23 protein-coding genes and 1 riboswitch are annotated in these 24,483 nt (G+C 63.9%); of the genes, 18 read left to right on the top strand and 5 right to left on the bottom strand.

The features are described 5' to 3' along the window. The first annotated feature begins 292 nt into the window (after positions 1-292). From VGO12_RS09340 to VGO12_RS09255, 18 genes are all read left to right on the top strand, one after another. A complete protein-coding gene (locus VGO12_RS09340) occupies positions 293-1,063 on the top strand; it encodes a helix-turn-helix transcriptional regulator (protein ID WP_414650699.1) in 771 nt (256 codons plus the stop codon). A 248-nt stretch (positions 1,064-1,311) separates the two neighbouring features. After that, positions 1,312-2,307, top strand: a complete 996-nt coding sequence (locus tag VGO12_RS09335) for a sugar-binding transcriptional regulator (protein WP_414650696.1) — start codon at positions 1,312-1,314, stop codon at positions 2,305-2,307. A 118-nt stretch (positions 2,308-2,425) separates the two neighbouring features. Further along, positions 2,426-3,868, top strand: a complete 1,443-nt coding sequence (locus VGO12_RS09330; RefSeq protein WP_043615733.1) for an extracellular solute-binding protein — start codon at positions 2,426-2,428, stop codon at positions 3,866-3,868. Positions 3,869-4,070: 202 nt separating this feature from the next. Further along, a complete protein-coding gene (locus VGO12_RS09325; protein ID WP_043615736.1) occupies positions 4,071-4,994 on the top strand; it encodes a carbohydrate ABC transporter permease in 924 nt (307 codons plus the stop codon). 11 nt (positions 4,995-5,005) lie between these two features. Next, the gene (locus VGO12_RS09320) at positions 5,006-5,863 is read left to right on the top strand and encodes a carbohydrate ABC transporter permease (RefSeq protein ID WP_327512458.1); all 858 of its coding nucleotides are present in this window, start codon (positions 5,006-5,008) and stop codon (positions 5,861-5,863) included. Positions 5,864-5,866: 3 nt separating this feature from the next. Continuing rightward, entirely contained in the window at positions 5,867-6,985 is a 1,119-nt protein-coding gene (locus VGO12_RS09315; RefSeq protein WP_327512457.1) for an ABC transporter ATP-binding protein, read from the top strand. Continuing rightward, positions 6,982-8,106, top strand: a complete 1,125-nt coding sequence (locus tag VGO12_RS09310) for an ABC transporter ATP-binding protein (RefSeq protein ID WP_327512456.1) — start codon at positions 6,982-6,984, stop codon at positions 8,104-8,106. The genes VGO12_RS09315 and VGO12_RS09310 overlap by 4 nt, the downstream gene beginning before the upstream one ends. Further along, a complete protein-coding gene (locus VGO12_RS09305) occupies positions 8,106-9,683 on the top strand; it encodes an FGGY-family carbohydrate kinase (RefSeq protein ID WP_327512455.1) in 1,578 nt (525 codons plus the stop codon). The genes VGO12_RS09310 and VGO12_RS09305 overlap by 1 nt, the downstream gene beginning before the upstream one ends. Next, on the top strand, positions 9,680-10,717 hold the full coding sequence (locus VGO12_RS09300; protein WP_327512454.1) for a 2-hydroxyacid dehydrogenase: 1,038 nt from the start codon (positions 9,680-9,682) through the stop codon (positions 10,715-10,717). The genes VGO12_RS09305 and VGO12_RS09300 overlap by 4 nt, the downstream gene beginning before the upstream one ends. A gap of 17 nt (positions 10,718-10,734) precedes the next feature. Then, entirely contained in the window at positions 10,735-12,249 is a 1,515-nt protein-coding gene (locus VGO12_RS09295) for a glycerol-3-phosphate dehydrogenase (RefSeq protein ID WP_327512453.1), read from the top strand. Positions 12,250-12,259: 10 nt separating this feature from the next. Further along, a complete protein-coding gene (locus VGO12_RS09290; protein WP_327512452.1) occupies positions 12,260-13,312 on the top strand; it encodes a class II aldolase/adducin family protein in 1,053 nt (350 codons plus the stop codon). Beyond that, positions 13,309-14,589, top strand: coding sequence for an FGGY-family carbohydrate kinase (locus VGO12_RS09285; RefSeq protein ID WP_327512451.1), 1,281 nt, complete (start codon positions 13,309-13,311; stop codon positions 14,587-14,589). The genes VGO12_RS09290 and VGO12_RS09285 overlap by 4 nt, the downstream gene beginning before the upstream one ends. Beyond that, entirely contained in the window at positions 14,586-15,431 is an 846-nt protein-coding gene (locus VGO12_RS09280; protein ID WP_327512450.1) for a TIGR01459 family HAD-type hydrolase, read from the top strand. The genes VGO12_RS09285 and VGO12_RS09280 overlap by 4 nt, the downstream gene beginning before the upstream one ends. A 14-nt stretch (positions 15,432-15,445) precedes the next feature. Beyond that, complete coding sequence (locus VGO12_RS09275; RefSeq protein WP_327512449.1) at positions 15,446-16,384, top strand: sugar phosphate isomerase/epimerase family protein; 939 nt, start codon at positions 15,446-15,448, stop codon at positions 16,382-16,384. A 100-nt stretch (positions 16,385-16,484) separates the two neighbouring features. After that, positions 16,485-17,264, top strand: a complete 780-nt coding sequence (locus tag VGO12_RS09270; RefSeq protein WP_327512461.1) for a DeoR/GlpR family DNA-binding transcription regulator — start codon at positions 16,485-16,487, stop codon at positions 17,262-17,264. Beyond that, positions 17,261-18,028: a triose-phosphate isomerase gene (locus VGO12_RS09265; RefSeq protein ID WP_327512448.1), complete on the top strand. Its 768-nt coding sequence runs from the start codon at positions 17,261-17,263 to the stop codon at positions 18,026-18,028. Before VGO12_RS09270 ends, VGO12_RS09265 begins: the two co-directional genes overlap by 4 nt. 37 nt (positions 18,029-18,065) lie before the next feature. Then, positions 18,066-18,506 carry an RpiB/LacA/LacB family sugar-phosphate isomerase gene (locus VGO12_RS09260; RefSeq protein WP_327512447.1) on the top strand — a complete coding sequence of 147 codons (441 nt, stop codon included), beginning with the start codon at positions 18,066-18,068 and terminating at the stop codon, positions 18,504-18,506. A gap of 160 nt (positions 18,507-18,666) precedes the next feature. Then, entirely contained in the window at positions 18,667-19,950 is a 1,284-nt protein-coding gene (locus VGO12_RS09255) for a low temperature requirement protein A (protein WP_327512446.1), read from the top strand. A gap of 344 nt (positions 19,951-20,294) precedes the next feature. Here the strand turns inward: VGO12_RS09255 and VGO12_RS09250 are convergent, their stop codons facing one another. The 5 genes from VGO12_RS09250 to VGO12_RS09230 form a co-directional block, all read right to left on the bottom strand. Next, entirely contained in the window at positions 20,295-20,768 is a 474-nt protein-coding gene (locus VGO12_RS09250) for a 6,7-dimethyl-8-ribityllumazine synthase (protein WP_327512445.1), read from the bottom strand. A gap of 92 nt (positions 20,769-20,860) precedes the next feature. Beyond that, positions 20,861-21,011: riboswitch (FMN riboswitch) on the bottom strand. A 136-nt stretch (positions 21,012-21,147) separates the two neighbouring features. Then, positions 21,148-21,492, bottom strand: coding sequence for a TfoX/Sxy family protein (locus tag VGO12_RS09245; RefSeq protein ID WP_327512444.1), 345 nt, complete (start codon positions 21,490-21,492; stop codon positions 21,148-21,150). A gap of 100 nt (positions 21,493-21,592) precedes the next feature. Next, positions 21,593-22,654: an ABC transporter ATP-binding protein gene (locus VGO12_RS09240; RefSeq protein WP_327512443.1), complete on the bottom strand. Its 1,062-nt coding sequence runs from the start codon at positions 22,652-22,654 to the stop codon at positions 21,593-21,595. Positions 22,655-22,665: 11 nt separating this feature from the next. Next, entirely contained in the window at positions 22,666-23,448 is a 783-nt protein-coding gene (locus tag VGO12_RS09235) for an ABC transporter permease (RefSeq protein ID WP_327512442.1), read from the bottom strand. Further along, positions 23,445-24,326 (bottom strand): ABC transporter permease subunit, encoded by an 882-nt coding sequence (locus tag VGO12_RS09230; RefSeq protein WP_327512441.1) that lies wholly within the window; start codon positions 24,324-24,326, stop codon positions 23,445-23,447. The genes VGO12_RS09235 and VGO12_RS09230 overlap by 4 nt, the downstream gene beginning before the upstream one ends. Positions 24,327-24,483: the final 157 nt, after the last annotated feature.

Genomic DNA, 24,483 nt, shown 5'->3' with positions numbered 1-24,483 from the left:
AAACGGCCGTCACGGCGCCATAACGTTTGGCGACCGAACGGAACTCGATGTCGTTCGTCGAAGCGGATGTCACGTCTGTTCCCTGCGGTTTGTTTCGGATGTCGCCATGATCTCCCATCCTGGCACTCCACCGTCATTGATGCGCAGCCTAGTCACCGCGCGCACTGCCGGTATATACCCCGAGAGAGGTATTTCAACGCAGATCAGCTTGTGTGAGGAGTATACCCTCGATGCAGTTGGCATCGGCCGGGGGAACGGTTTGAGCGTCGATCTCGAAGGATTGTTTCAGGTCATGGCACCGCTTGTGGCGGGGTTTCCGCTCGAGGACGAGGCGGTCGGCAGCGCCTATCGCCGGCTGATGTCGACGCTGATGACGTTCGATTATGTCGTGGTGTTTGCCTATCGCGGCAAGGAACGGCCGATCGATCTCTACAGCACCTTCAATGCCCGGGATCATGTGCTTTTCGTCAGCCTCTACCAGGCGGGGCCGTACCTGCTCGACCCTTTCTACCACGCTGCGTCGAAGGGTGAGCCCGGGGTCTGGCGGATGCGGGAACTGGCGCCCGACCGGTTCTTCTCCTCGGAATACTATCGCACCTATTATGTGCAGACGGGGCTTGCCGAGGAGGTCGGCTTCTTCGTGCCGGTCGACGGAAAGATCACCGTCGTGCTGTCGCTGATGCGGCGCGAGGCGACGGGCACGTTCAGCGCCGCCGAGTTCGCACTTTTGAAGAAAGTCGAGCCGCTGGTCGCGGCGCTGGTGCGTCACCATTGGTCAGGTCTCGGCCGCCGCTTCGACGCGGCACTCGCCAAAACCGGGCGCAGCAAGCGCAAGGCGACCCATCCGCCGGCAGACGGCGTCTGGCAGCACCTGAACCTGACGGACCGGGAAGCGGCGATCGTCGAACTGGTGCTGCAGGGCCATTCGTCGGAATCGATCGGTCTCCGGCTCGGCATCTCCACCGGCACCGTCAAGGTCCACCGCCGCAACGTCTATCGCAAGCTCGGTATCTCCTCGCAGACGCAGTTGTTGTCGCTGTACCTGCGGAACCTCGGGCAATAATCGCTCGACCCCGCGCATCGCCGACGGTTCGCTGAGCGGCCTCCGCGCGGCGCCTTCTCTCACCCCATTGAGCTTGCGGTCATGGCTTCCTGCCGACCGTTGCTTCCCTTGCGTGCAGCCACCGCAGTCGCTCAACCGCTTCTCCACAAACGTGATCGTTCGTCCTGGCAAACGCTATTGACAAAATTTTCACGCCATGAAATTTCTTTCATTAACGGATAAAAATATCACGCGGTGCAAAAAATATCATGCAGCGCAACATAAACCGGGTGGAGACAATGGCGATCGGCGGGACAGGAATTCGTGACGACGAAACCAGCATGGCGACGCGGGCGGCCTGGCTGCATTACGCCGGCGGCCTGACCCAGGCCGAGGTCGCCAAGCGCCTCGGGCTGACCTCGTTGAAAGCCCACCGGCTGATCATGAAGGCCAACCAGGAAGGGCTGGTGAAGGTCTATATCGATGGCGAAGTCTCCGAATGCGTCGAGCTCGAGCAGGCGCTTTCGGCACGCTATGGCCTCGACTATTGCGAAGTGGTGCCGGACTTCGACGCCGACGACCTGCCCTTGAAGGCGCTCGGCATTTCCGGCGCGCAGTTTTTAAAGCGCGAGATCGAGCGTGGCGAGACGGCGCTGGTCGGCGTCGGCCATGGCCGCACGCTTGCGGCCTGCGTCGAGTACCTGCCGCGCATCGCGAGCGGCAACACCCGCTTTGTCTCGCTGCTCGGCGGGCTTACCCGCAAGTTCTCGGCCAACCCGCATGACGTGATCCATCGTCTGGCCGAGCGCACGGGCGCGGAAGCCTATGTCATGCCGGTGCCGTTCTTCGCCAACACCGTCGAGGACCGCGACGTACTCTTCAGCCAGCGCGGCGTGCGCGAGGTCTTCGATCTCGCCAAGACCGCCGATCTGCTGATGGTCGGCATCGGCACCGTCGAGCGCGAGGCGTCGCTGGTTTCGACCGGCATGATCGAGACGAGCGAGATCGAGGACATCCAGAGGGGCGGAGCGATGGGCGAACTGCTCGGCCACTTCTTCGACGGCAAGGGCCGACCGGTCGACACGACGCTGTCCGACCGCACCTTCACGCTCAGCCGCGAGGACCTGAAGAACCGCCGCACGGTCGCGGTTGCCGGCGGCAAGATCAAGGTTCCGGCCATCCGGGCGGTGCTGGCAAGCGGGCATTTGAGCGGGCTGATCACCGACGAGCGGACGGCACGGGCGCTTGCAGGAGACGGCGCATGAGGCGCTGACACATTCGAGGCATGAGGGCAGGGAGGATCTGCCATTCAGCCTTTAACGGGAGGAATACCGGTGGGGTAGCCGGCAGCAGCAATCATACCCGCAACGGAGGAGAAGACGGATGTACGAGAAGGAGAAGGACCTCATCAGCGCATTCCTGCGTGGGGAGGTGGATCGCCGCGGCATGCTCAAGGGATTGGGCGCCGCAGGCCTGGCCGCCGGCACGGCCGGCACGTTGTTCAACATGATGTCGACCCAGGCGCTCGCCGCCGATTTCGACTGGAAGGCGCATTCCGGCAAGAAGCTGAAGCTGCTTTTGAACAAGCACCCCTATGCCGATGCGATGATCGCCAACCTGCAGGCCTTCAAGGACCTGACCGGCATCGACGTCACCTATGACGTCTTCCCGGAAGACGTCTATTTCGACAAGGTGACGGCGGCGCTGTCGTCCGGCTCGGCCGAATACGACGCCTTCATGACCGGCGCCTACATGACCTGGACCTATGGTCCGGCCGGCTGGATCGCCGATCTCAACGAGTGGATCAAGGATCCGGCCAAGACCAATCCCAACTACAACTGGGACGATTTCCTGGCCGGCGTGAAGAATTCCTGCGCCTGGAATGGCCAGCCGGGCGGGGCGCTGGGCTCGGAAGACGCCAAGCAATGGTGCATTCCGTGGGCGTTCGAGCAGAACAACATCACCTATAACCGCGAGATGTTCGACAAGGCCGGTGTGGAGCTGCCGAAGAACCTCGACGACATGATCACGGTCGCGGCCAAGCTGCAGAAGGACATCGGCGGCATCTACGGCATCGGCGTTCGCGGTTCGCGCTCCTGGGCGACGATCCATCCGGGCTTCCTGTCGGGCTACGCCAACTTCAACCAGAAGGACCTGAACGTATCGGCAGACGGCAAGCTGTCGGCGGCCATGGGCACGGCGGAATCCAAGGCCTACCACGCCAAGTTCGTGCAGATGATCCAGGAAAGCGGCCCGAAGGACTGGTCGACCTACACCTGGTACCAGGTCGGCACCGACCTTGGCGCCGGCGCCTCGGCGATGATCTTCGACGCCGATTGCCTCGGCTACTTCATGAACGGCGGCGACAACAAGATGGCCGGCAAGCTCGGCTATGCCGCCTTTGCCGCCAACCCGGAGGCGACGGCCTCGACGCCGAACATCTGGATCTGGTCGCTCGCCATGTCCAACTTCTCCAAGGACAAGGACGCCACCTGGTACTTCCTGCAGTGGGCTTCCGGTCCGGAGCATGCGCTGTTCGGCGCCACCAAGATGGACTTCGTCGATCCGGTTCGCCAGTCGATCTGGAAGGACGAGATGTTCCGCGAAAAGCTCAACGGCAAGTATCCGGGTTACGTCGAAATGTTCGACGCCTCGGCCGCCGGCGCTTCCATCAAGTTCACGCCGCAGCCCTTGTTCTTCGACGTCACCACCGAATGGGCATCGACGCTGCAGAAGATGGTGGCCAAGCAAGTGCCTGTCGATGAAGGCCTCGACCAGCTCGTCGAAAGCATCAACCGCCAGCTCCAAGAGGCGGGTCTCGGCTGATAGGCCTCCCAAGCGATGCCCGGCGCTAGAAACGAAGTGCGAGAGCGCTCTAGTCGCCGGGCATCCCGCGATGCCGGCTGGACCGGCCTGTTGCGACCCGTTTGAGGTCGCACCGAAATCAACCTGAGATGCCGAGGACTGGCGCGGGCTCGAGCTTCCGCGTGCCGCGTGCTCTTTCAAGACTTCAGGAACGGAGCTCGACATGGCTTCAACAGAAACCCTCAAGCGACCGGCCTCCGGTTTCAGGATCAGCAGGAAGATGCTTCCCTACGTCCTGAGCCTGCCGGCGCTGCTCGTCTGCATCGGCATCCTCATCCCGTTCTTCACGGCGGTCATCTATTCCTTCCAGCGCTACCGGCTGAGCCAGCCCTGGGCGCGCCAGTTCAACTGGGGCGAAAACTACCTCAATTTCTTCACCGATCCGGCCTTCTGGAACACGCTGAAGGTGTCGCTGCTTTACGCCGGCCTCACCGTGACGCTGGAACTGCTGCTCGGGCTCGGCATCGCGCTTCTGTTGCAGCGGCGCTCGACGGTCAACAACTTCATCTCGATCATGCTGCTCCTGCCGCTGATGATCGCGCCGGCGCTTGCCGCCTTGATGTGGAAGCTGATGACCAATCCGAGCTTCGGGATCCTGAGCTATCTCGCAAGTCTGATCGGGCTGCATGACTTCCGCTGGGCGTCCTCGCCGGACACCGCGCTGCTCACCGTCGTACTCGTCGATATCTGGGTCTACACGCCCTTCATCATGATCCTGCTGCTTGCCGGCCTGCGCTCGCTGCCGACGCAGCCTTTCGAGGCCGCAGCGCTTGATGGCGTGCCGCGCAGCTTCGTCTTCTTCCGCATCACGCTGCCGATGCTGACGCCCTATATTCTGACGGCAACGCTCTTTCGGCTGCTCGACTCAATCCAGCAGTTCGACATCATTTACGCGATGACACAAGGCGGGCCTGGCAACACGCTGACGGTGTTCCAGGTCGAGGCCTATCTCAACTTCTTCCAGTCGACCAATGTCGGCCGTTCGGCAGCACTGCTGATCATTCTCTGGGCGATCACCTACACGCTCTCCAACGTCTTCATCAAGAACTGGCTGCGGCTGCGCGAACGCGCACGCGGCGAAGCTTAAGGGAGGGACCCATGGAAACCATGTCTCCGCTCGAACGGATCTTGCGCGGTCTCGCCCTGACGCTCGTCGTCGTCTTCTTCATGTTCCCGATCTTCTGGATCTTCCTTATGTCGTTCCAGACGAACGAGACGATCCTGGCGATCCCGCCGTCCGTCGTGTTCTCGCCGACCTTGTCGAACTATGCGGCGCTGATCACCGGCAAGCTGCAGACGGCGGCCGGCACGCTCGACATCGCCTTCATGCGCAATCTCGGCAATTCGATCTTCCTGTCGGTCGCCTCCGTCGCCGTGGCGCTCGTGCTCGGCGTACCGGCTGCCTACGCCTTCGCTCGCCACAAGTTCAAGGGATCGGAAGATATCGCCTTCACGCTTCTGTCCTTCCGCTTCGCCCCGCCGCTGCTGGTGCTCCTGCCGCTGACGCAGTATTTCCAGTGGCTCGGCCTCTCCAACACCTATTTCGGACTGATCTGGGTCTACCAGCTGATCTGCCTGCCGCTGATCCTCTGGATCGTGCGCGGTTACTTCGAGGACATCTCGGCCGACGTCGAATATGCCTATCGCATCGCCGGCCATTCCTGGTTTGCGACCTTCCGCAAGATCGCGCTGCCGCTTGCCGGTCCCGGCATTGCCGCTGCCGGCCTGCTTGCCTTCATCTTCGCCTGGAACAACTTCGTCTTCGCGCTGGTGCTGGCGTCCGCCGACAAGCAGCCGGTGACGGTCGGCGCCCTTGCCTTCGTCACCTCATCGGGCATCCAATACGGGCAGATCGCCGCCGCCATCGTGCTCTCGGTCACGCCGACGCTCGCACTTGCACTCTACGCCCAGCGCTACCTCGTCGAAGGCCTGTCGCTCGGCGCGGTGAAAGGGTAACTCATGACCACGCTGCAACTGAAGAATATCGTCAAGCGCTACAAGAGCCAGACGGTTCTCGACGATCTGACGCTTGATGTCGCCGATGGCGAGCGGCTGGTGCTGTTCGGCCCGTCCGGCGCCGGCAAAACCGTGCTTCTGCGGCTGGTCGCCGGTGTCATCGAACCGGACGAAGGAAGGGTGCTGATCGGCGGCGAGGACATGACCGATGTCGATGCCGAACACCGTGGCGTCGGCATGGCCTTCCAGAATTTTGCGCTCTTCCCGCACATGAGCGCCTTCGACAACATCGCCAGCCCGCTCACGGCGACGCGGTCGTCGAAGGAGATGATCACAGCCGGCGTGCAGAAGGTCGCGAAGCTCCTGAAGATCGACCACGTGCTGACCCACCACCCGAAGGCGCTTTCGAACGGCCAGAAGCAGAGGACGGCCCTTGCCCGCGCGCTCGTCGGCTCGCCGCCGCTGCTCCTGCTCGACGACCCCTTGCGCAATGTCGATGCCAAGCTCCGCTTCGAGATGCGGCTGGAATTGCCGCGGCTGCTGGCAGCGCAGGGCGCAACAGTCGTCTATGTCACCCAGGACTACAAGGAAGCGATGGCGCTCGGCGACCGGATCGCGGTCATGGCCTCAGGCCGCATCCGCCAGATCGGCACGCCGCAGCAGATCTACAACGCCCCCGCCGATATCGAGATCGCCAGGCTCTTCGGCGACCCGACGATCAACCTGCTCGATGTCACACCGCAGCGCGGCGGCGAGGGTGTGTTCGTGGAACTTTCCAATGTTCGGGTGCGGCTTGCCGATTACGGCGCCGACGTCGTCGGCAGTCCCTGCGTGCTCGGGCTCAGGCCGGAGGCGATCAGCTTCGTCGATGCCGCAGCACCAGGCGCGATCCCGGTGACGGTCGAGGCGGAAACGCCGCTCAACGAGAAGACGGTGACTTTGGCGTTGACCGCCCGCGGGCGCGAAATCCTGGTGTCGCGACCGGCCGGAACGCCGGGGCCGACGGCCGGACCTGCGCATATTGCCGTCAATGGCGCTCAGGCCTTCCTCTTCGACCGGGCAAGCGGCACTCTGCTGCCGCGCGCCGACATCACAGCCAAGCGCAATGGAGAAGCGGCATGAGCGAAACGGCCCTTCTGATCAAGGACGTCGACAAGTTCTACGGCCCCGTCGATTTCGGCGTACATGCCGTCAAGAAGCTGAACATGGATGTGCAGAAGGGCGAGATCATCGCGCTGCTCGGCTCGTCCGGTTGCGGCAAGACCTCGACGCTGCGCATGATCGCCGGTTTCGAGGCGGTCTCGCGCGGCACGATCTCGCTCGCCGGCCGGCCGGTACAGACCCTGCCGCCGGTGCGCCGCAACGTCGCCATGGCGTTCGAGGGCTATTCGCTCTATCCGCCGCTGACGGTGCGCGAAAACATCGCCTTTGCGCTGAAAGCCTCCAAGCTCTCCCAGGGCGTCGTCGACGAAAAGGTGGCGGGCATCGCCAAGCTGCTCGAGATCGAGGACATCCTCGGGCGCTACCCGAGCTCGATCTCGGGTGGCCAGCAGCAGCGCGCCTCGCTCGGGCGAGCGCTGATCCGCGACGCCAATCTGCATCTTCTCGACGAGCCGATGGGGCAATTGGAGCCGCAGCTTCGCGCGCTTCTGCGCGGCCGCATCAAACACTTCATCAAGGAGCGCGGGCTGACCGCCATCCTCGTCACCCACGACCAGACGGAAGCCAACGCGCTTGCCGACCGCATCGCCGTCATGGAAGGCGGCGTGCTGCAGCAGTTCGATACGCCGCAGAAGATCAAGGAGCGGCCGGCCAATCTCTTCACCGGCACCTTCGTCGGCGAGCCGCCAATGAACGTCTTTGAAGCCAGTGTCAGCGGCTCCGAAAGCAGGATGGCCTTTGGCCTCAAGGACGGCGTGCGGCTCGAATATGCGGCCTCGGACTTTTCGCATGCGGTGCGCGACGAACTCATCAAGCGGCAGAAGGTGGTGCTCGGCATCCGGCCCTATTCGGTGCGTCGCAGCGCCGATGGCGTGACCGGCCGTGTCGCCGTCAATCAGTGGCTCGGCGACCAGACCCATATCGCTGCGGATTTTGCCGGTGGCACCATGGTGCTGGTCGAGCACGACCGCACCGAGCTTGATGTCGGCCAGCCGATCGGCATCCACCTCGATCCGTCGAGCCTGCATGTCTTCGACGGCGAGAGCGGCCGGGCGATCAGCCATGGACAGGAGCTCGCCTGATGCGGGACATCCTCATCGGCATCGATGCGGGTACGTCGGTCATCAAGTCGGTGGCCTTCGATCTTTCCGGCCGGCAGCTGGCGATGGCGGCCCTGCCGAACGCCTATGAGGCGGTCGGCCGGACCGGCAGCGTGCAGGATCTCGATCGCACCTGGGCGGATGCGGCAACGACGCTTGCGCAGCTCTCCGAGAAGATCGACAACCTCGCCGGACGTGTCGCCGCGGTCGCGGTGACCGGGCAGGGCGATGGTAGCTGGATGATCGACAGGGACGGCCAACCCGTCGGCAAGGGCTGGCTCTGGCTCGATGCGCGCGCTGGCGAAACGGTGGAGCGGCTGCGCGGCGAGAGTGGCGACGTTGCCCGCTTCGAAAGCACCGGCTCCGGTCTTGCCGCCTGCCAGCAGGGGCCACAGCTGCGCTGGATGAGCGACCATGCGCCCGAGATGCTCGCAGGCGTCGCCACCACCTTCCACTGCAAGGACTGGCTCTATTTCAGGCTGACCGGAAAGCGAGCCACCGATCCCTCCGAGGCGAATTTCAGCTTCGGCAATTTTCGCACCCGCAGCTACAGCGACGACGTCATCGCCTTTCTCGGCCTCGAAAAACTGAAGCACGTGCTGCCCGAGATCGTCGATGGCGCCACCACGCATCACCAGCTTTCCGGCGAGGCCGCCAGAGCGACCGGGCTCACCGAGGGCACGCCCATCGTGCTTGGCTATGTCGATGTCGTCTGCACGGCGCTCGGCGCCGGGCTCTATGATCCGGGCACCGATACCGGCTGCTCGATCATCGGTTCGACCGGCATGCACATGCGGCTTGCCAACGGCGCAGACGACGTGCGGCTCAACCGCGACCTCACCGGCTACACCATGTGCATGCCGATCCCGGGCACCTATGCACAGATGCAGTCGAACATGGCGGCGACCCTCAACATAGACTGGATCCTGTCGGTGGCTTCAAGCCTGCTGAAGGGCATGGGCGTGGAGAAGTCGAAGAATGATCTGCTCACCCATCTCGATCAATGGCTGACTGAGGCCAAGGACACATCGCTGATCTTCCAGCCCTATATCTCGGAGGCCGGCGAGCGCGGGCCCTTCGTCGATGCCACGGCGCGCGCCTCCTTCGTCGGGCTCTCGGTCAACCACGGTTTTCCCGACATGGTGAAGGCGGTCCTTGACGGCCTCGCCATGGCCGCGCGCGATTGCTACGCCGAGATGGGGCCGCTGCCGGCCCGCATTCGGCTGACGGGCGGTGCCGCCCGCAGCGCCTCCCTTCGCCGTATTCTTGGCGCCGTACTGGGTGCCAGCGTGCAGACGAGCGAACGGGAGGAGGCGGGGGCTGCAGGTGCGGCGATGATCGCCGCCGTTTCGCTCGGCATCTACCCCTCGATGGCCGATTGCCTTGGCGAATGGGTGACCCCCTACCAGCGTCCGGCGGAGGCGCCCGATCCGGCGCTTGCCCGCCGCTTCAATGAACTTTTCCCCGCCTACCAGCAGTCGCGCACAGCGCTCAGGCCCGTCTGGCACGCACTCTCCCAAGGTGCGGCAGCGGGAATAAAACAGGAAAGACCGAAATGAAGAAGATAGCCATTATCGGCGACCGGTTCATGCTGCCGGACGTGTTTCGCGACAAGATCGTGGAAGCGACCGGCAACGGCCATGACATCCGCACGCTCGAACTGCCCTGGCCCGATGTGCCGATGGAGCATGGCTATGCCGTCGAGGGCATGGACGGGCTGAAGGAATATCTCGGCAAACCCGAGGAGATCGTCGAATTCGTCGGTGACGCCGAGATCCTGGTGACGCAGCTGGCGCCGCTGTCGCGGGGCATGCTGCAAGCGCTGCCCGGTTTGAAACTCGTGGCAGTTTCGCGCGGCGGCCCTGTCAACATCGACATGGGGGCTGCGCGCGACGCGGGCGTGCGCGTCGTCAACACGCCCGGGCGCAACGCAAACGCAGTTGCCGAATTCACGCTCGGCGCGATCCTTGCCGAAACACGGCTGATCCGCACCGGCCACGAGGCCTTGCGCAAGGGTGAATGGCGGGGCGATCTCTACCGCGCCGACCGCACCGGCCGCGAACTCTGCGAAATGACCGTGGGCGTCATCGGCTACGGCAATATCGGCACCAAGGTGGTGCGGTTCCTGCGCGCCTTCGGCACCAAGGTGCTGGTGCACGACCCTTACGTGCAGCTCTCTGCCGACGATCTCAACGCCGGCGTCGAGCAGGTCTCGCTCGATGCCCTGCTTTCCCGGTCCGACCTCGTGACGCTGCATCCGCGCGTCACCGAGGAGACGGTGAACATGATGAATGCCGACACCTTTGCGAAGATGAGGCCGGGCGCGATCTTCGTGAACACGGCGCGCGGACCGCTCTGCGACTATGATGCGCTCTACGAGAACCTTGTCAGCGGCCATCTCTCGGCGGCGATGCTCGAAACCTTCGCCGTCGAACCGGTGCCGGAGGACTGGCCGCTCTTGCAACTGCCCAACGTGACGCTGACGCCGCATATCGCCGGCGCCTCGGTGCGCACAGTCACCTTCGCCGCCGAGATGGCGGCCGAGGAGGTGCGCCGCTACATCGCCGGTCTGCCGCCGGTCAATCCGTGCTAACGGCGGAGGAGGCGACGGTGAATTCCGAGACCGGGATATACGACCTGTTCGTCGTCGGTGGCGGCGTCAATGGCGCGGGCATTGCGCGCGACGCCGCCGGGCGCGGGCTTTCGGTGCTTCTGTGCGAAAAGGACGATCTGGCGCAAGGGACGAGCTCGCGTTCCGGCAAGCTTGTGCATGGCGGCCTGCGCTATCTCGAATATTACGAGTTTCGGCTGGTGCGCGAGGCGCTGATCGAGCGCGAGGTGCTGCTGCAATCCGCGCCGCACATCATCTGGCCGATGCGTTTCGTGCTGCCGCACAACCCCGAGGACCGTCCCGCCTGGCTCGTGCGGCTGGGGCTTTTCCTCTACGACCATCTCGGCGGTCGCAAGCGGCTGCCGGGCACCCGCAGCCTCGACCTTTCGACCGCGCCCGAGGGCGCGCCGATCAAGCGCGCGTATCGCAAGGCGTTCGAATATTCCGACTGTTGGGTGGACGATGCTCGGCTGGTGGTCTTGAACGCGCTCGACGCCAAGGCCCGTGGCGCTCGGGTGCTGACGCGCACCGCCTGCAGCGCGATCCGCCGCCGCGACGGTCTGTGGATAATCGAGATGACCGACACGCGCACAGGCGCCAAGACCGAGGCGAGGGCGCGCTGTGTCGTCAACACCGCCGGTCCCTGGGTCAACGATGTCGTCGGCCGGATCGGGGGCTTGAACTCCACCCGCAGCGTCCGCCTGGTCAAGGGCAGCCACATCGTCGTGCCGAAATTCTGGGAGGGGCGGCAGGCCTATCTGGTGCAGAACCCCGACAAGCGGGTGATCTTCATCAACCCCTACCAGAACGACCTGGCGCTGATCGGCACGACGGATATTCCTTACGAAGGCCGTCCGGAGGACGTGGCCGCCGACGGCGACGAGATCGCCTATCTCTTGAAGTCGGTGAACCGTTACTTCAAGCAGCAGCTGACGTCTGACGATATTGTCTACAGCTTCTCGGGCGTGCGCCCGCTCTACGACGACAATGCCGAAAACCCCTCGGCCGTCACCCGTGACTATATTTTCGAAGTCGATGCGGCGGACAACCAGGCACCACTGCTCTCGGTCTTCGGCGGCAAGATCACCACCTTCCGCAAGCTTTCCGAACATGCGCTTGAACGACTGAAACCGTTTTTCCCCAAGATGGGTTCGGCCTGGACGGCGCGTGCGCACCTGCCGGGCGGCGACATGGCGGATGCCGATTTCGATCTGTTCCTGGGTGAGATCAAGTCCCGTTATCGCTGGTTACCATCGGATCTCGCCAAGCACTATGCCCGGCTCTACGGCACCCGGACGCATGCATTGCTTGCCGGGGCCACATCGATTGACGATCTCGGCCCGGCTTTCGGATCGCTTTTGCGCGAGCGCGAGGCGCGTTTTCTGATCGACACCGAATGGGCGCTGACGGCCGACGACATTCTCGACCGGCGGACCAAGCATGGCCTGCACATGACCCCAGCCGAACGGCAGGCTTTCACCCATTGGCTGGAGCGCCAGCAGCAAGCGGCCTGAAGGAGAACGGATGCGAAGTCTGGAATTCGAAGCGCTTCTCGACCTGTCGGCCCGCGTCGGGGCGGACGCACTGCTGGTCCAGGGGGCAGGAGGCAACACCTCGATCAAGGAGGGCGGCACGCTCTGGATCAAGGCGTCGGGCCTGTGGCTGGCGCAGGCCCGCCAGCGCGACGTGATGGTGCCGGTGGCGCTCGATCCGCTGCTCGACGCACTGGAACGGGGCGATCCGACGGCGGAAAAGGCGCAGGATTTCGTGATCGCCGAGCGCAACCCTTCGGGCCTGCGCCCCTCGATCGAAACGACGGTGCATGCGCTGATGCCGCAGAAGGTTGTCGTGCATGTGCACTGCGTCGAGACGATCGCAACCGCGGTGCAGACCAATGGTGCGGCGATCGTCGCCGAGCGGCTCGCCGGTTTCCGCCACGTCTTCGTGCCCTATGCCCGGCCGGGATTGCCACTCGCCAGAGCGATCGCCGAGCGCATCGAGGACCGGACGTCCGTGCTGGTTCTCGGCAACCACGGTCTGGTCGTCGCTGCCAACAGCGTGATCGACGCGGCAATCCTTTTGACCGACGTCACCCGCCGCCTGACCGGCACCCGACGTCAGGCACCGGCAGCTGATCTGAGCTCACTCGGCCGCCTTGCCGTCGATAGCGATTACCGGTTGCCGGAAGATCAGAGCCTGCATGCGGTGGCCGCCGATCTCGACAGTTGCCGGATTGCTGCCGGCGGCAGCCTCTACCCTGACCATGTGATCTTCCTCGGCAAGGGCGTGGTGGTCGCTGCCCCCGGCGAGACGGCGCTTGCGATCGAGGCGAAGCGGCGTGCTGCGGGCGAGAGCCTGCCGCCGCTTCTGCTTTTCCCCGGCAAGGGTGTGCTGGTGCAAAAGGAGATTTCCGCCGGGGCGCTGGCCATGGCCCGTTGCCTTGCCGATGTGACGTCGCGTATCCCCGCCGATGCACGCCTTCGCTACCTCACCGAAGCGGAAAACGCCGAGCTGCTCGGGTGGGACGCGGAAAAGTACCGCCAGCAGCTCAACCGGGCCGGACAGGTGCTGCAATGAACGGTGAAAGGCTCGTGATCGGCATCGATATCGGCACTTCCGGGGCGCGTGCTGTCGCCATGGCCGAAGACGGTACTGTAGCGGCAACGGGTGCGGCGAAACTTTCGACCCATAGCGACGATCACCGCGACCCGGTCGGCTGGTGGAAGGCGATGCAGGCGGCGCTCGCCGAAACGCTCGCAGCCATAGACCGGCAGGCGGTCGTGGCACTTGCGATCGACGGCACGTCCGGCACGATGCTCCCGGTCGATAGGACCGGCGCGCCGCGCGCCGTGCCGATGATGTACAACGATCCGGTGGCCGATCGTGCGGCTCTCGATGCGGTCGCGGCTCACGCGCCGCGCGAAAGTGCCGCCCATGGCGCGACATCCGGTCTTGCCAAGCTGCTCGCCTTCCAGTCGCTGCCGGGTGTCTTCCGGGTGATCCATCAGGCCGATTGGCTCGCCGGGCACTTCACCGGTCTCTACGACGTCTCGGACGAAAACAATGCGCTGAAGACCGGCTACGATCCGGTGTCGCGGTCCTGGCCGGACTGGATGGAAAAGACCGGTGCGCGTATCGATCTGTTGCCCGCCGTTCTGCCGGCCGGCGCGCCTGTCGCGACAATCGGTTCCGCTGCGGCCGAGGCCTTCGGGCTTTCGCACGAAGTGGTGATCGTCGCCGGCACGACGGACGGATGCGCTTCGTTTCTCGCCACCGGCGCCGATCAGCCGGGCGACGGCGTCAGCGCGCTTGGCACCACGCTGACGGTGAAGCTTATCTCCGACCGACCGCTGTTTGCGCCGGAATACGGGCTTTACAGCCACCGCATTGGCGACATGTGGCTCGCCGGCGGGGCGTCCAACAGCGGCGGCGTGGTGCTTGCCGCGCATTTTTCGCCGGAACGGATCGCCGCGCTGTCCGAGGCGATCGACCCGGCGGTCGACACCGGGCTCGACTACTATCCGCTCCCCAAGCCCGGCGAGCGTTTTCCGATCGCCGACCCGGATTTCGCGCCGCGCATGAGCCCGCGACCGGCAGACGACGCCACCTTCCTGAAGGCCATTTTCGAAGGCATTGCCGGGGTTGAGCACCTGGCCTACCAGCGGCTTGCCGCACTTGGCGGGCCGGTGCTTTCCTCGCTGCGCAGCGTTGGCGGCGGCGCGAAGAATGCGGCCTGGACGGAGATCCGCAGGCGCAAGCTCGATGTACCGTTCCTGCCGGTCCTTTCGGAGGAGGCGGCCGCCGGCACCGCTCGGCTGGCGCTTTCCGGCGCCAGAAAGGCAGGTGCGCTGTGACCGCTGTTACGACCATCGCGGGCCTCAGCGAGATTGCCGATCGCTACGACGCCTTCCTGATCGACCAGTTCGGCGTGCTCAGGGACGGCCACGGGCCCTATCCGGGGGCAGCCGAGACGCTGGTCCGGCTGAAGGATGCGGGCAAACGCATCATCATCCTCTCCAATTCGGGCAAGCGCTCGGCTGAAAACGACCGCCGCCTTGCCGAACTCGGCTTCGTCCCGGGAAGCTGGGACTGGTTTCTGACGTCGGGCGAGGTCGCCTGGCAGATCCTCAAGCGGGAGGGCGAGCGTCCGGCGGGCGGTTCGCGCAAATGCCTGCTGGTCAGTCGCGATCAGGACCTCTCGCCGATCAAGGGGCTCGACCTTGAGCGGACCGACAGCGGCGCGGATGCTGATGTGGTTCTGCTGGCAGCAAGCGAAGGCGATGTCCATCCGCTCTCCCACTACGAGACGTTGCTGGCGCCGGCGGCAAGGCGCGGCGTTGCCTGCATTTGCACCAATCCCGACAAGGTGATGCTGACGACGACCGGGACGGCGTTCGGCGCCGGGCGCATCGCCGAGCTCTACGAGGAGCTCGGGGGCAGCGTTCGCTGGATCGGCAAGCCCTTCGCCGACATCTATGCTTTTGCGCTCGAATTCCTCGGAAATCCCGACCCGGCCCGTTTCTGCGCGATCGGTGACAGCATCGAGCACGACATCGCCGGTGCGGCGAGCGCGGGGCTTGCTTCCGTGCTTGTGACGACGGGCATCCTGGAGCGTGCCTCCGACGAGGAACGCGGCGCGCTCTTTGCCGAGCACGGCGCCAGCCCCGATTTCATCCTTCCGAAATTTCTCTGGTAGCCGGGAGTAAGCTCGTGGCCTTCACGCTGTCGCTCAACACCAATCCGCTGGTCAACCGCTTCGCCGAGCCGGATGACCTGATCGACACGATCGCCGAGAAGATCCGCATCGGTTACGTGCAACTGACCCATGAGTTCGTCAATCCCGGCTGGCCCGCAGCGACGATCGCCAAGACCCTCAGGCACTTTCGCAGGGCTTTGGATCGTACCGGCGTGAAGGTCACTTCGGGCATGACCGGCCCCTATGGCCGGCTCAACCATTTCGGCCATCCTGACCCGGATGTCCGGCGCTACTATGTCGACTGGTTCAAGACATTCGCCGATATCTCCGCCGAGCTGGGTGCTGCCGGCATGGGCACGCAGTTCGCGATCTTCACGCTCAAGGATTACGACGATCCGGCGCGGCGCGAAGAGATGATGCGGATCGCCATCGACTGCTGGCGTGAAGTGGCTGACCACGGGAAGGCGGCAGGGCTCTCCTATGTCTTCTGGGAGCCGATGTCGGTCGGACGCGAATTCGGCCACACGATCGAAGAATGCCGGGCGCTCGACCGGCGGCTGGCCGAGGCCCAACTCCCGATCCCGATGAAGATGATGGTCGATATCGACCATGGCGACGTCACCTCCGCCAATCCTGACGATATCGATCCCTATGCCTGGGCAGGCGCGTTTCCGCAGCGCTCGCCGATCATCCACATCAAGCAGTCGTCGATGAACAAGGGCGGCCACTGGCCTTTTACCGCCGCCTACAACCGCGACGGCCGCATCACGCCGGAAAAGCTGATCGGCGCGGTCAGGGCGGGCGGCGGCACCGACAACGAGATCTGCCTGGAACTTTCCTTCCGCGAGCGCGAGCCGACGGACCACAACGTCGTCGAGATGATCCGGGAGTCGGTCGAATTCTGGGAGCCGCACATTGATACGGGTTTCAATCGCCCACAAAAATCACAGTAAAATGTCACAAAATCACACAATGGAAATTGAAATATCACAAATAGGTGTTATCTTCTCACGGTGAGCGCAGCCGAGGCTGCGCGTGATCGGGACCGAGACGATGAAGCCGGAAGACAGGCGACAGGCGATCATGGATGTGCTGATGGAGGCCGGAACGGCGTCCGTCGAGGACCTTTCCTTGCGCTTTGGCGTCAGCAAGATGACCGTGCATCGCGATCTCGACGACCTCGAGCAGGCGGGGCTCCTGCGCAAGGTGCATGGCGGCGCCTCGATCCAGTCGAGCCCGCAATTTGAAAGCGACTTCCGCTATCGTGAGAAGATCGCCACGGCCGAAAAGCGCCGGATCGCCGAACATGCGGCGTCGCTGATCGAGCCGGGGCAGAGCATCCTGATCGACGACAGCTCGACGACAGGTGCTATCGCCGACTGCATCCGCGACATCCGCCCCTTGACCGTCATCACCAACAATCTCGGCGTGATCACCAGCCTTTCGGGTGCGCCGGGTATCAACGTGATCGCGCTCGGCGGCCAGTACAGCAAGAAGTTCAACGGCTTCTTCGGCATCGTCACCGACGAGGCGCTGAGGGCGCTGCGCGTCGACATCGCCTTTCTTTCGAGTTCGGCGATCGAGGGCACCACCGCCTTCCACCAGGATCAGGAGGTGGTGCAGGCCAAACGCCTGATGGTGAAGGCGGCCAAGCGCAAATACCTGCTGGTCGACCACGACAAGTTCGGGCGCTCGGCGCTGCATTTCCTGACCGGGCTCGACGCCTTCGATGCGGTTTTAACCGGCGCCGAAGTTGCGGCCGAGCACGCGGCACCGCTTGAAGAGGCGGGCATCAGGCTGGTCAGGATCGATAATTCCAAGGAGCAAGCATGAAGACGTCAGGCCTCTGGGTCGGTACCAGCTGGAAAATGAACAAGACGCTCGCCGAGGCGATGGCCTTCGCCGACGGTCTTGCGGCGGCCGACGCGTCGCGCGACGACCGCATCCAGCGTTTCGTCATTCCGCCTTTCACGGCAGTGCGCGAGGTCAAGGCGCGTCTATCCGGCACAAGCGTCAAGGTCGGCGCACAGAACATGCATTGGGACGATGCCGGTGCGTGGACCGGCGAGGTCTCGCCGCTGATGCTGAAAGATTGCAATCTCGACGTGGTCGAGCTTGGCCACAGCGAGCGGCGCGAGCATTTCGGCGAGACGGATCGCACCGTCGGCCTGAAGACGGCAGCGGCCGTTCGCCATGGCCTGGTGCCCTTGATCTGCATCGGCGAGACGCTTGCCGAACGCGAGGCGGGCGAGGCGGACCAGGTGCTGAAGCGCCAGGTCGAGGGTGCGCTGGCGCTTCTCGATGGCGAGGCGAAGGCGGCGACGATCCTGCTTGCCTACGAGCCGGTCTGGGCGATCGGCGTCAACGGCATTCCGGCCACATCGGACTATGCCGACGAGCGCCACAGGCGCATCGCCGAGGTGGCGGAATCTGTCCTCGGCAGGCGCTTGGCCGTGCTTTATGGCGGCAGCGTCAACCCCGGCAATTGCGAAGAATTGATCTCCCAGCCGCATATCGACGGCCTCTTCATCGGCCGCTCCGCCTGGGACGTCACGGGTTATCTCGACATTCTGAAGCGCGTTTCAAAGGCGATCTGAGCCAGTCGCGCGGCAGTTCATTTGGAAAGGAACAATCATGAAGATTGCAATCGGGGCAGACAGCGCCGGCAAGCCCCTGCTGGATGTCATCGCCGCCCATCTGGCGGGTCGGTCGGACGTCGAGGTCGTTGATCTCAGCCAGTCCGGCTTCTACGCCGATCTCTCCCAGAAGCTGGCGCAGACCATCGTCGACGGCGAAAACGAGCGCGGCATCCTGTTTTGTGGCACCGGCATCGGCGTGTGCATCTCGGCCAACAAGGTTCCGGGCATCCGCGCCGCGCTGACGCACGATACCTATTCGGCCGAGCGTGCGGCCAAATCCAACAACGCCCAGATCATCACCATGGGCGCCCGCGTCATCGGACCGGAGCTGGCCAAGGCGATCGTCGATACCTGGATTGCGTCCGAATTCGACCCGAACGGCTCTTCGGCCGGCAACGTCGACGCGATCGATCGACTGGACGCAGCTAAAGCCTGACGTCAGAATTCGCGACGCCCGTTGATCCTCCCTCAGGCATCGTGACGACACGCCCGGCAGAAATGCCGGGCGTTTTTCGTAGCGGGATGCGGTCAGTCTTGACGGCGCTTTTGCAAACATTTGAATATGCTTGCGGATTGTCACAGAAGGGTGCCGCCGCATGACCGAAACAGCCGCAAACGAACCGCATCTAAGCACCCATCATCACGTGGCGCGCATGAGCGGCCGCGACACCGACGAACATCACCGGACGGCAACCACGCTCGAGCTTTTGTTCGATCTCACCTTCGTCATCGCCTTCAGCCTTGCCGCAGCGCAGCTCGCGCATCTTTTCGCCGAGGGCCATTTCGGCGCCGGCCTGATCGGCTTCGGTTTTGCCACCTTCGCCATCTGCTGGGCCTGGATCAATTTCAGCTGGTTTGCGTCCGCCTACGACACGGATGACTGGATCTTTCGCAGCGTCACCATGGTGCAGATGGTGGGCGTGCTGATCCTCGCCATCGGCCTGCCGCCGATGTTCGAGTCGATCGACAAGGGCGAACATTTGAACAACGGCGTGATGGTGCTCGGTTACGTCGTCATGCGCGTGGCCATGGTCTTCCAATGGCTGCGCGCCAGCCGCCAGGACCCGGCGAGGCACGACGCCTGCATGGTCTATGTGAAGGCGATCAGCGTCGCTCAGATCGGCTGGATCGTGCTGATCTTTTTCGACTTCTCGCTCACCATCACCTTCGCCATGGTCGTCGCCTTGACGGCGATCGAGATGCTCGGGCCCTATCTTGCCGAGACGCGCCACGGCGGCACGCCCTGGCATGCGCACCACATCGCAGAACGCTACGGGCTCTTGGCGATCATCGCGCTCGGTGAGGGGGTAGTCGGCACGGTGGCCTCGATCTCGGCGGTGGTCGATGGCGAAGGCTGGAACCTCGATGTCGCGCTCGTGTGTCTCGCGGGGACGGGGCTTACCTTCGGCATGTGGTGGATCTATTTCCTCTTGCCGAGCGCCGAGGTCCTGCATCACCACCGCCTCAAGCGTTCCTTCGTCTGGGGCTACGGCCACATGCCGATCTTCGCCGCGATCGTCGCCACCGGCGCCGGGTTGCACGTGGCGGCCTACTACATCGAACACAAGGCGCATATCGGCTCGGTCGCAACCGTTCTGACAGTGGCGGTGCCCGTCGCGTTCTACATCGGGCTGCTGTATGCGATGTACGCCTATCTCTTGCGTCAAATCAGCCGGCTGCAGCTCTGGCTGCTCCTCGGCACAGTGCTGGTGCTCGCGGCATCTGTGGTTGCGGCCATGGCAGGCCTCGACATGGCGATGTGCCTGGTGATCCTGATGTTTGCGCCTGTGGTGACAATCGTCGGCTATGAGGCCGGCGGCCACCGCCAGCGCATGGCAGCGCTGGAGCGCAGCCTGCAGGAGGGTGGGGTGGTCCATTGATTTTGCGAGTCGATACAGCAGCTTGTCCGGTGCTGCTGGCGAAGCGATTCAGGTGGCTGAGAGATAGATTCAGGAAAGCGCGGCAGGTCGTGGCTGCCCCTCACTCTAACCCTGTCCCCGCAGGCGGGGGGAGGGGACGAGGTCTCTTGCCAATGTAGAGTCTCTGATTGGCGCTTTGAGACGATCGCTCTCGATAGCGAGGAAAAGATTGCGGCTGCACGGGCGCCGTTTGCGTCCTTCTCCCCGCAAGCGGGGAGAAGGTGGCGGCAGCCGGATGAGGGACAAGCCCTCACCGGGCGGATGAGGGGCGAGCCGATCGCCAGAACCTAAGCCGCCAGAGCCGATCAGGCGTTGACCAGCGCCAGCTTGGCGCGGGCGTCGAGGATCTGGGCGCAGGCGTTGGCGGCCTCCGTGCCCTTGGCGACGAAGTGCTCGCGGAAGAAGGCGATCAACGGCTCGCTTTCCTGGAAATTGTGCGGCGTCAGCACGGCCGAAAGCACCGGAACATCGGTGTCGAGCTGCACGCGCATCATGGCGTCGAGCACGGTGCCGGCGACGAAGTCGTGGCGGTAGATGCCGCCGTCGACGACAAACGCGGTGCCGAGGATCGCGGCATAGCGGCCGGTCCTGGCCAGCGTCTGCGCATGCAGGGGGATTTCGAGCGCACCGGGCACGTCGAAGATTTCGACGTCGGCAGCCGAGCCGCCGAGCTTCGTCCACTGCTTAACGAACGCATCGACCGCACGGTCGACGATATCGGCATGCCAGCGGGCACGGACGATCGCGATCTTGGCGGTGGGGTGGGAAAGAATGGTCATGGTCTCAAGCCTTTCAGGGTTTGGCGTTTTCCAATGATCCCGTCGGGCGAACATGCATGCGCGCGGGGACCCGTCGCGGGGCCCACGTTCCTGCTTGCTCTCTTCCATCCGGACTGTGACCGTCGGCTCCGGAATTCGACCGGATCTGCTGACCCCTGAAGCATGAGCTTCAAGGCGCTCGCGGGCTTCGAGGTTTCCCTCGCTACCGCCGGTGGGGAATTTCGCCCCGCCCTGAGAACGTGGTGACTATATAGGCCGGGGCTGCCCGGTCAAACGCACGCTGCGACGAAAAGCGCGGAAATCACGACAGATTTTTGCTTGTCCGGTGGAAGCGCGACAAATTCGTTCCCGCCATTGCGGCGGCGCATGCGGCGAAGCGCTATGCGCGCAGCTCACCGTCGTCGGCGGCAACGGCCCGTCCGGCCCAATGGAGAAGGGCATCGCGATCGTCGAGGCAATCGAGCGGCGCCTCGTAGAAGCGGTGGACGACGACCGTCTTGCCGGCCTTCTGGTAGGTGAAGGGCTGGCAGCCCTCAGCCACAAGCGCGTCTTTCAGCGCCTGGTCGACCCGGAAATAGAGGCGGTCCTTGATGCTGACTGCAAAGCGCTTGTCACCGACCGCATAAGCCCAGCCGCCGAAGAAGCGGTCTATCTGGACAGGTCCGAGATCGGAGAGTTCGTCCTGGATATGCCGGACGAAGGCGCTCGGATCAGCCTTGGCCATGATCGCGACCTCACGATGTTTTCAGCACGGAGAGCCCGCGGTCCCCGCACTTGCTCCCTGCACGCTGGCGCGAAGCGCGCCAGCGTCAACTGGAGGGGTGTTACTCGCGAATGACCAGCAGGTCCTTGGCGGCAAAGCGCAGCGTGACGTTGTCGCCGGAGACCGGCGGGGCCACGCCCGGATTGTTGAACATGTCGAAGGAGATGACGTCGCCGCCGACGCGAAGGCGCGTGCGGATGACCGAGCCCAGGAAGCTGGTCGAGACGACCTCGCCGGCAAGGGCCGTATCGCCCTTGGCGCCTTCGGCAATCGAGCCTGCTTCAGGCCGCAGCGCCAGCGAGATGCTGTCGCCGCCCTTCATGCCGGCAATCGGGTCCTTCAGCGCGATCTGCTGGTTGCCGATGGTGACGGCGCCGGATGCCGGATCTGCAACCTTGCCTTCGATGATGCTGAGCGTCCCGACGAAGGAGGCGACGAAACGTGTCGACGGTGTGTTGTAGATCTCGAAGGGCGTGCCGATCTGATCGGCGCGGCCGGCATTCATGACGACGATGCGGTCGGAGATCGACAGCGCCTCTTCCTGGTCGTGGGTGACGAAGACGGTGGTGATGCCGAGCTGCTGCTGGATCTGCCGGATTTCCTCGCGCAGCGACACGCGGATCTTGGCGTCGAGCGCCGACAGCGGCTCGTCGAGCAGAAGCACCTGCGGCTTGACCGCGATGGCGCGGGCTAGCGCCACGCGTTGCTGCTGGCCGCCGGAAAGCTGGTAGGGGAAGCGGTCCGCCAGGTGCTCAAGCTTGATCAGCCCGAGCATCTGCTTCACCCGTGCGTCGATCTCCGACTTGTCGACGCCTGCGACCTTGAGGCCGAAAGCGACGTTGTCATGCACGTTCATGTTGGGAAACAGCGCATAGGCCTGGAACACCATGCCGATGTTGCGCTGGTTGGGCTTCAGCGCGTTCTGGTCCTTGCCGTTGATGACGATCTGGCCGCTGGTCGGTGTCTCGAAGCCGGCGATCATGCGAAGCACGGTCGTCTTGCCGCAGCCCGACGGCCCAAGGAACGAGACGAACTCGCCCTTTTCAATGTTCATGTTGAAATCGTGCACGACCTGAACCGGGCCGAAGGACTTCTTGATGCTGGTGAGTGACAGGAAACTCATGGGTGCGGTCCTCAGGCCTTAGGAGGCGCGCTTTTTTGAAAGCGCGAGACGAGCTGGATGAGGCCGAGGCAGCCCCAGGTGATGCCGAATGCGATGACGGCGAGTGCTGCCGGTTCATAGGCGCGGTTGGCGCCGAGCAGCTGCATGTACGGGCCGAAGGCCGGGCGGTTGAGCAGTGCCGCCATGGTGAACTCGCCGATGACGATGGCAAAGGTCAGGAAGGCGCCCGAGAGCACCGCGACAAGCACGTTCGGCAGGATGATCTTGGCCAGGATCGTCGTCCAGCCGGCACCGAGACTCTGGGCCGCTTCGGTCAGCGTGCCGACGTCGATGGTTCTGAGGCCAGTGTCGACGGCGCGGTACATATAGGGCAGCGCCAGGGTGGCGTAGCCGAACATCAGGAGGATGTTGGTGCCGGTGAGCGATCCCGTCAGCGGCAGCCAGCTCGAGGTGTTGTAAAGCCGGATATAGCCGAAGACGATGACAATCGCCGGAATGACCAGCGGCAAAAGCGTGATGAACTCGATCACCGGGCGAAGGCGCGGCAGCTTGAGGCGGACCCAATAGGCGGTCGGCACCACGAGCAGCACGCCGAAGACGATGGTGAACAGCGCCTGCATCACCGAATAGGTGAAGGTTTCCTGGAAGCGCGGGTCAGCAAAGACCTTGGCATAGGCGTCGAAGGAATATTCGCCGCGGCGCATCTTCAAGGAGAAGTTGGTCATGCCGATTAGCGGCAGGGTGAAATAGAGGAGGCCGAAAACGAGGGCCCCCCAAGCCCAGATCTTCTTCATTTCAGCCACCTTTCGCTGCGGCTGCGCAGCCAGATATAGATCGCGTTGGCGATGCCGGTGACGACGATCATGCCGAAGGCGAGCGCATAGCCGAGATGCGGATTGCCAAGCACGTCGCCGCGGATCTGGGCAAACAGCAGGATCGGCACGATCGACAGCGACGAGCCGGTAAGCGCGATCGCGGTGGCAACCGCACCGAAGGCGTTGGCAAAGAGCAGCGCCAGCGTGCCGAGCAGCGACGGAAGCAGGATCGGGAAGGCGACCATGCGCCAGTATTGCAGGCCCGTGGCACCGAGGATTTCGGCGGCCTCGCGCCATTCGCGCTTCAGCCCGTCGAGCGCCGGCGTGATGATCAGGATCATCAGCGGGATCTGGAAGAACAGATAGGTAACCGTCAGCCCCCAGAAGGAGAGCAGGTTGAAGCCGAGCATCCTCAAGTCGAGACCGAAGTTCGAGCGCAGGAACACGGTGACGATGCCGACCGGGCCAAGCGTCGCCAGAAAGGCAAAGGCGAGCGGCACGCCGGCGAAGTTGGAGGCAACGCCGGAGAAGGTCAAAAGCGGCCCGCGGATCCCCTTCGGCAGGCCGCCGAAGACGATGGCCGAGGCCATGGCAAAGCCGATCAGGCAGCCGAGAAGGGCAGACGCGATGCTGATCTTGATCGAGATCCAGTACGCGCCGAGGATCGACGGCGTGAACAGGCCGCGAATGTTCTCAAGCGTGAAGCTGCCTTCCGGCGTTTGAAAAGCGCCGATCACGATCTTTGCCGTCGGCAGGATCAGAAACAGCGTCACGAAGGCGGCGAAGGGCAGGATGCCGAGCCAGTGAAGCGGTAGGCGACGCGCCGGCGGGCTGGCGTCGGGTTTAGCTGATGACATTCCGTTCGCGCCCCTGAAGCCGCGTTATCGACGCGGGCGTTATAGATGCTTGCAAGTGAGGCGGGAGGCTGGCGCAAAACCGCCAAAACGTATCCTCTTCCCGCTCCAAGAACTTGAATTTCTTACAAATAACGTATGCGCCCCGACCGGAAAACCG

This window comes from Ensifer sp. (assembly GCF_035999135.1).
Taxonomy (GTDB): Bacteria; Pseudomonadota; Alphaproteobacteria; order Rhizobiales; family Rhizobiaceae; genus Ensifer.
The sequence above is the reverse complement of the archived record's forward strand: the minus strand, read 5'-3'. Positions and strand labels throughout refer to the sequence as shown.

Coding starts and splice junctions, on each gene's coding strand:
- VGO12_RS09340 (WP_414650699.1), top strand. CDS start 293: ATGGCACCGCTTGTGGCGGGGTTTCCGCTCGAGGACGAGGCGGTCGGC.
- VGO12_RS09335 (WP_414650696.1), top strand. CDS start 1,312: ATGCAGCGCAACATAAACCGGGTGGAGACAATGGCGATCGGCGGGACA.
- VGO12_RS09330 (WP_043615733.1), top strand. CDS start 2,426: ATGTACGAGAAGGAGAAGGACCTCATCAGCGCATTCCTGCGTGGGGAG.
- VGO12_RS09325 (WP_043615736.1), top strand. CDS start 4,071: ATGGCTTCAACAGAAACCCTCAAGCGACCGGCCTCCGGTTTCAGGATC.
- VGO12_RS09320 (WP_327512458.1), top strand. CDS start 5,006: ATGGAAACCATGTCTCCGCTCGAACGGATCTTGCGCGGTCTCGCCCTG.
- VGO12_RS09315 (WP_327512457.1), top strand. CDS start 5,867: ATGACCACGCTGCAACTGAAGAATATCGTCAAGCGCTACAAGAGCCAG.
- VGO12_RS09310 (WP_327512456.1), top strand. CDS start 6,982: ATGAGCGAAACGGCCCTTCTGATCAAGGACGTCGACAAGTTCTACGGC.
- VGO12_RS09305 (WP_327512455.1), top strand. CDS start 8,106: ATGCGGGACATCCTCATCGGCATCGATGCGGGTACGTCGGTCATCAAG.
- VGO12_RS09300 (WP_327512454.1), top strand. CDS start 9,680: ATGAAGAAGATAGCCATTATCGGCGACCGGTTCATGCTGCCGGACGTG.
- VGO12_RS09290 (WP_327512452.1), top strand. CDS start 12,260: ATGCGAAGTCTGGAATTCGAAGCGCTTCTCGACCTGTCGGCCCGCGTC.
- VGO12_RS09285 (WP_327512451.1), top strand. CDS start 13,309: ATGAACGGTGAAAGGCTCGTGATCGGCATCGATATCGGCACTTCCGGG.
- VGO12_RS09270 (WP_327512461.1), top strand. CDS start 16,485: ATGAAGCCGGAAGACAGGCGACAGGCGATCATGGATGTGCTGATGGAG.
- VGO12_RS09265 (WP_327512448.1), top strand. CDS start 17,261: ATGAAGACGTCAGGCCTCTGGGTCGGTACCAGCTGGAAAATGAACAAG.
- VGO12_RS09260 (WP_327512447.1), top strand. CDS start 18,066: ATGAAGATTGCAATCGGGGCAGACAGCGCCGGCAAGCCCCTGCTGGAT.
- VGO12_RS09255 (WP_327512446.1), top strand. CDS start 18,667: ATGACCGAAACAGCCGCAAACGAACCGCATCTAAGCACCCATCATCAC.
- VGO12_RS09250 (WP_327512445.1), bottom strand. CDS start 20,768: ATGACCATTCTTTCCCACCCCACCGCCAAGATCGCGATCGTCCGTGCC.
- VGO12_RS09245 (WP_327512444.1), bottom strand. CDS start 21,492: ATGGCCAAGGCTGATCCGAGCGCCTTCGTCCGGCATATCCAGGACGAA.
- VGO12_RS09240 (WP_327512443.1), bottom strand. CDS start 22,654: ATGAGTTTCCTGTCACTCACCAGCATCAAGAAGTCCTTCGGCCCGGTT.
- VGO12_RS09235 (WP_327512442.1), bottom strand. CDS start 23,448: ATGAAGAAGATCTGGGCTTGGGGGGCCCTCGTTTTCGGCCTCCTCTAT.
- VGO12_RS09230 (WP_327512441.1), bottom strand. CDS start 24,326: ATGTCATCAGCTAAACCCGACGCCAGCCCGCCGGCGCGTCGCCTACCG.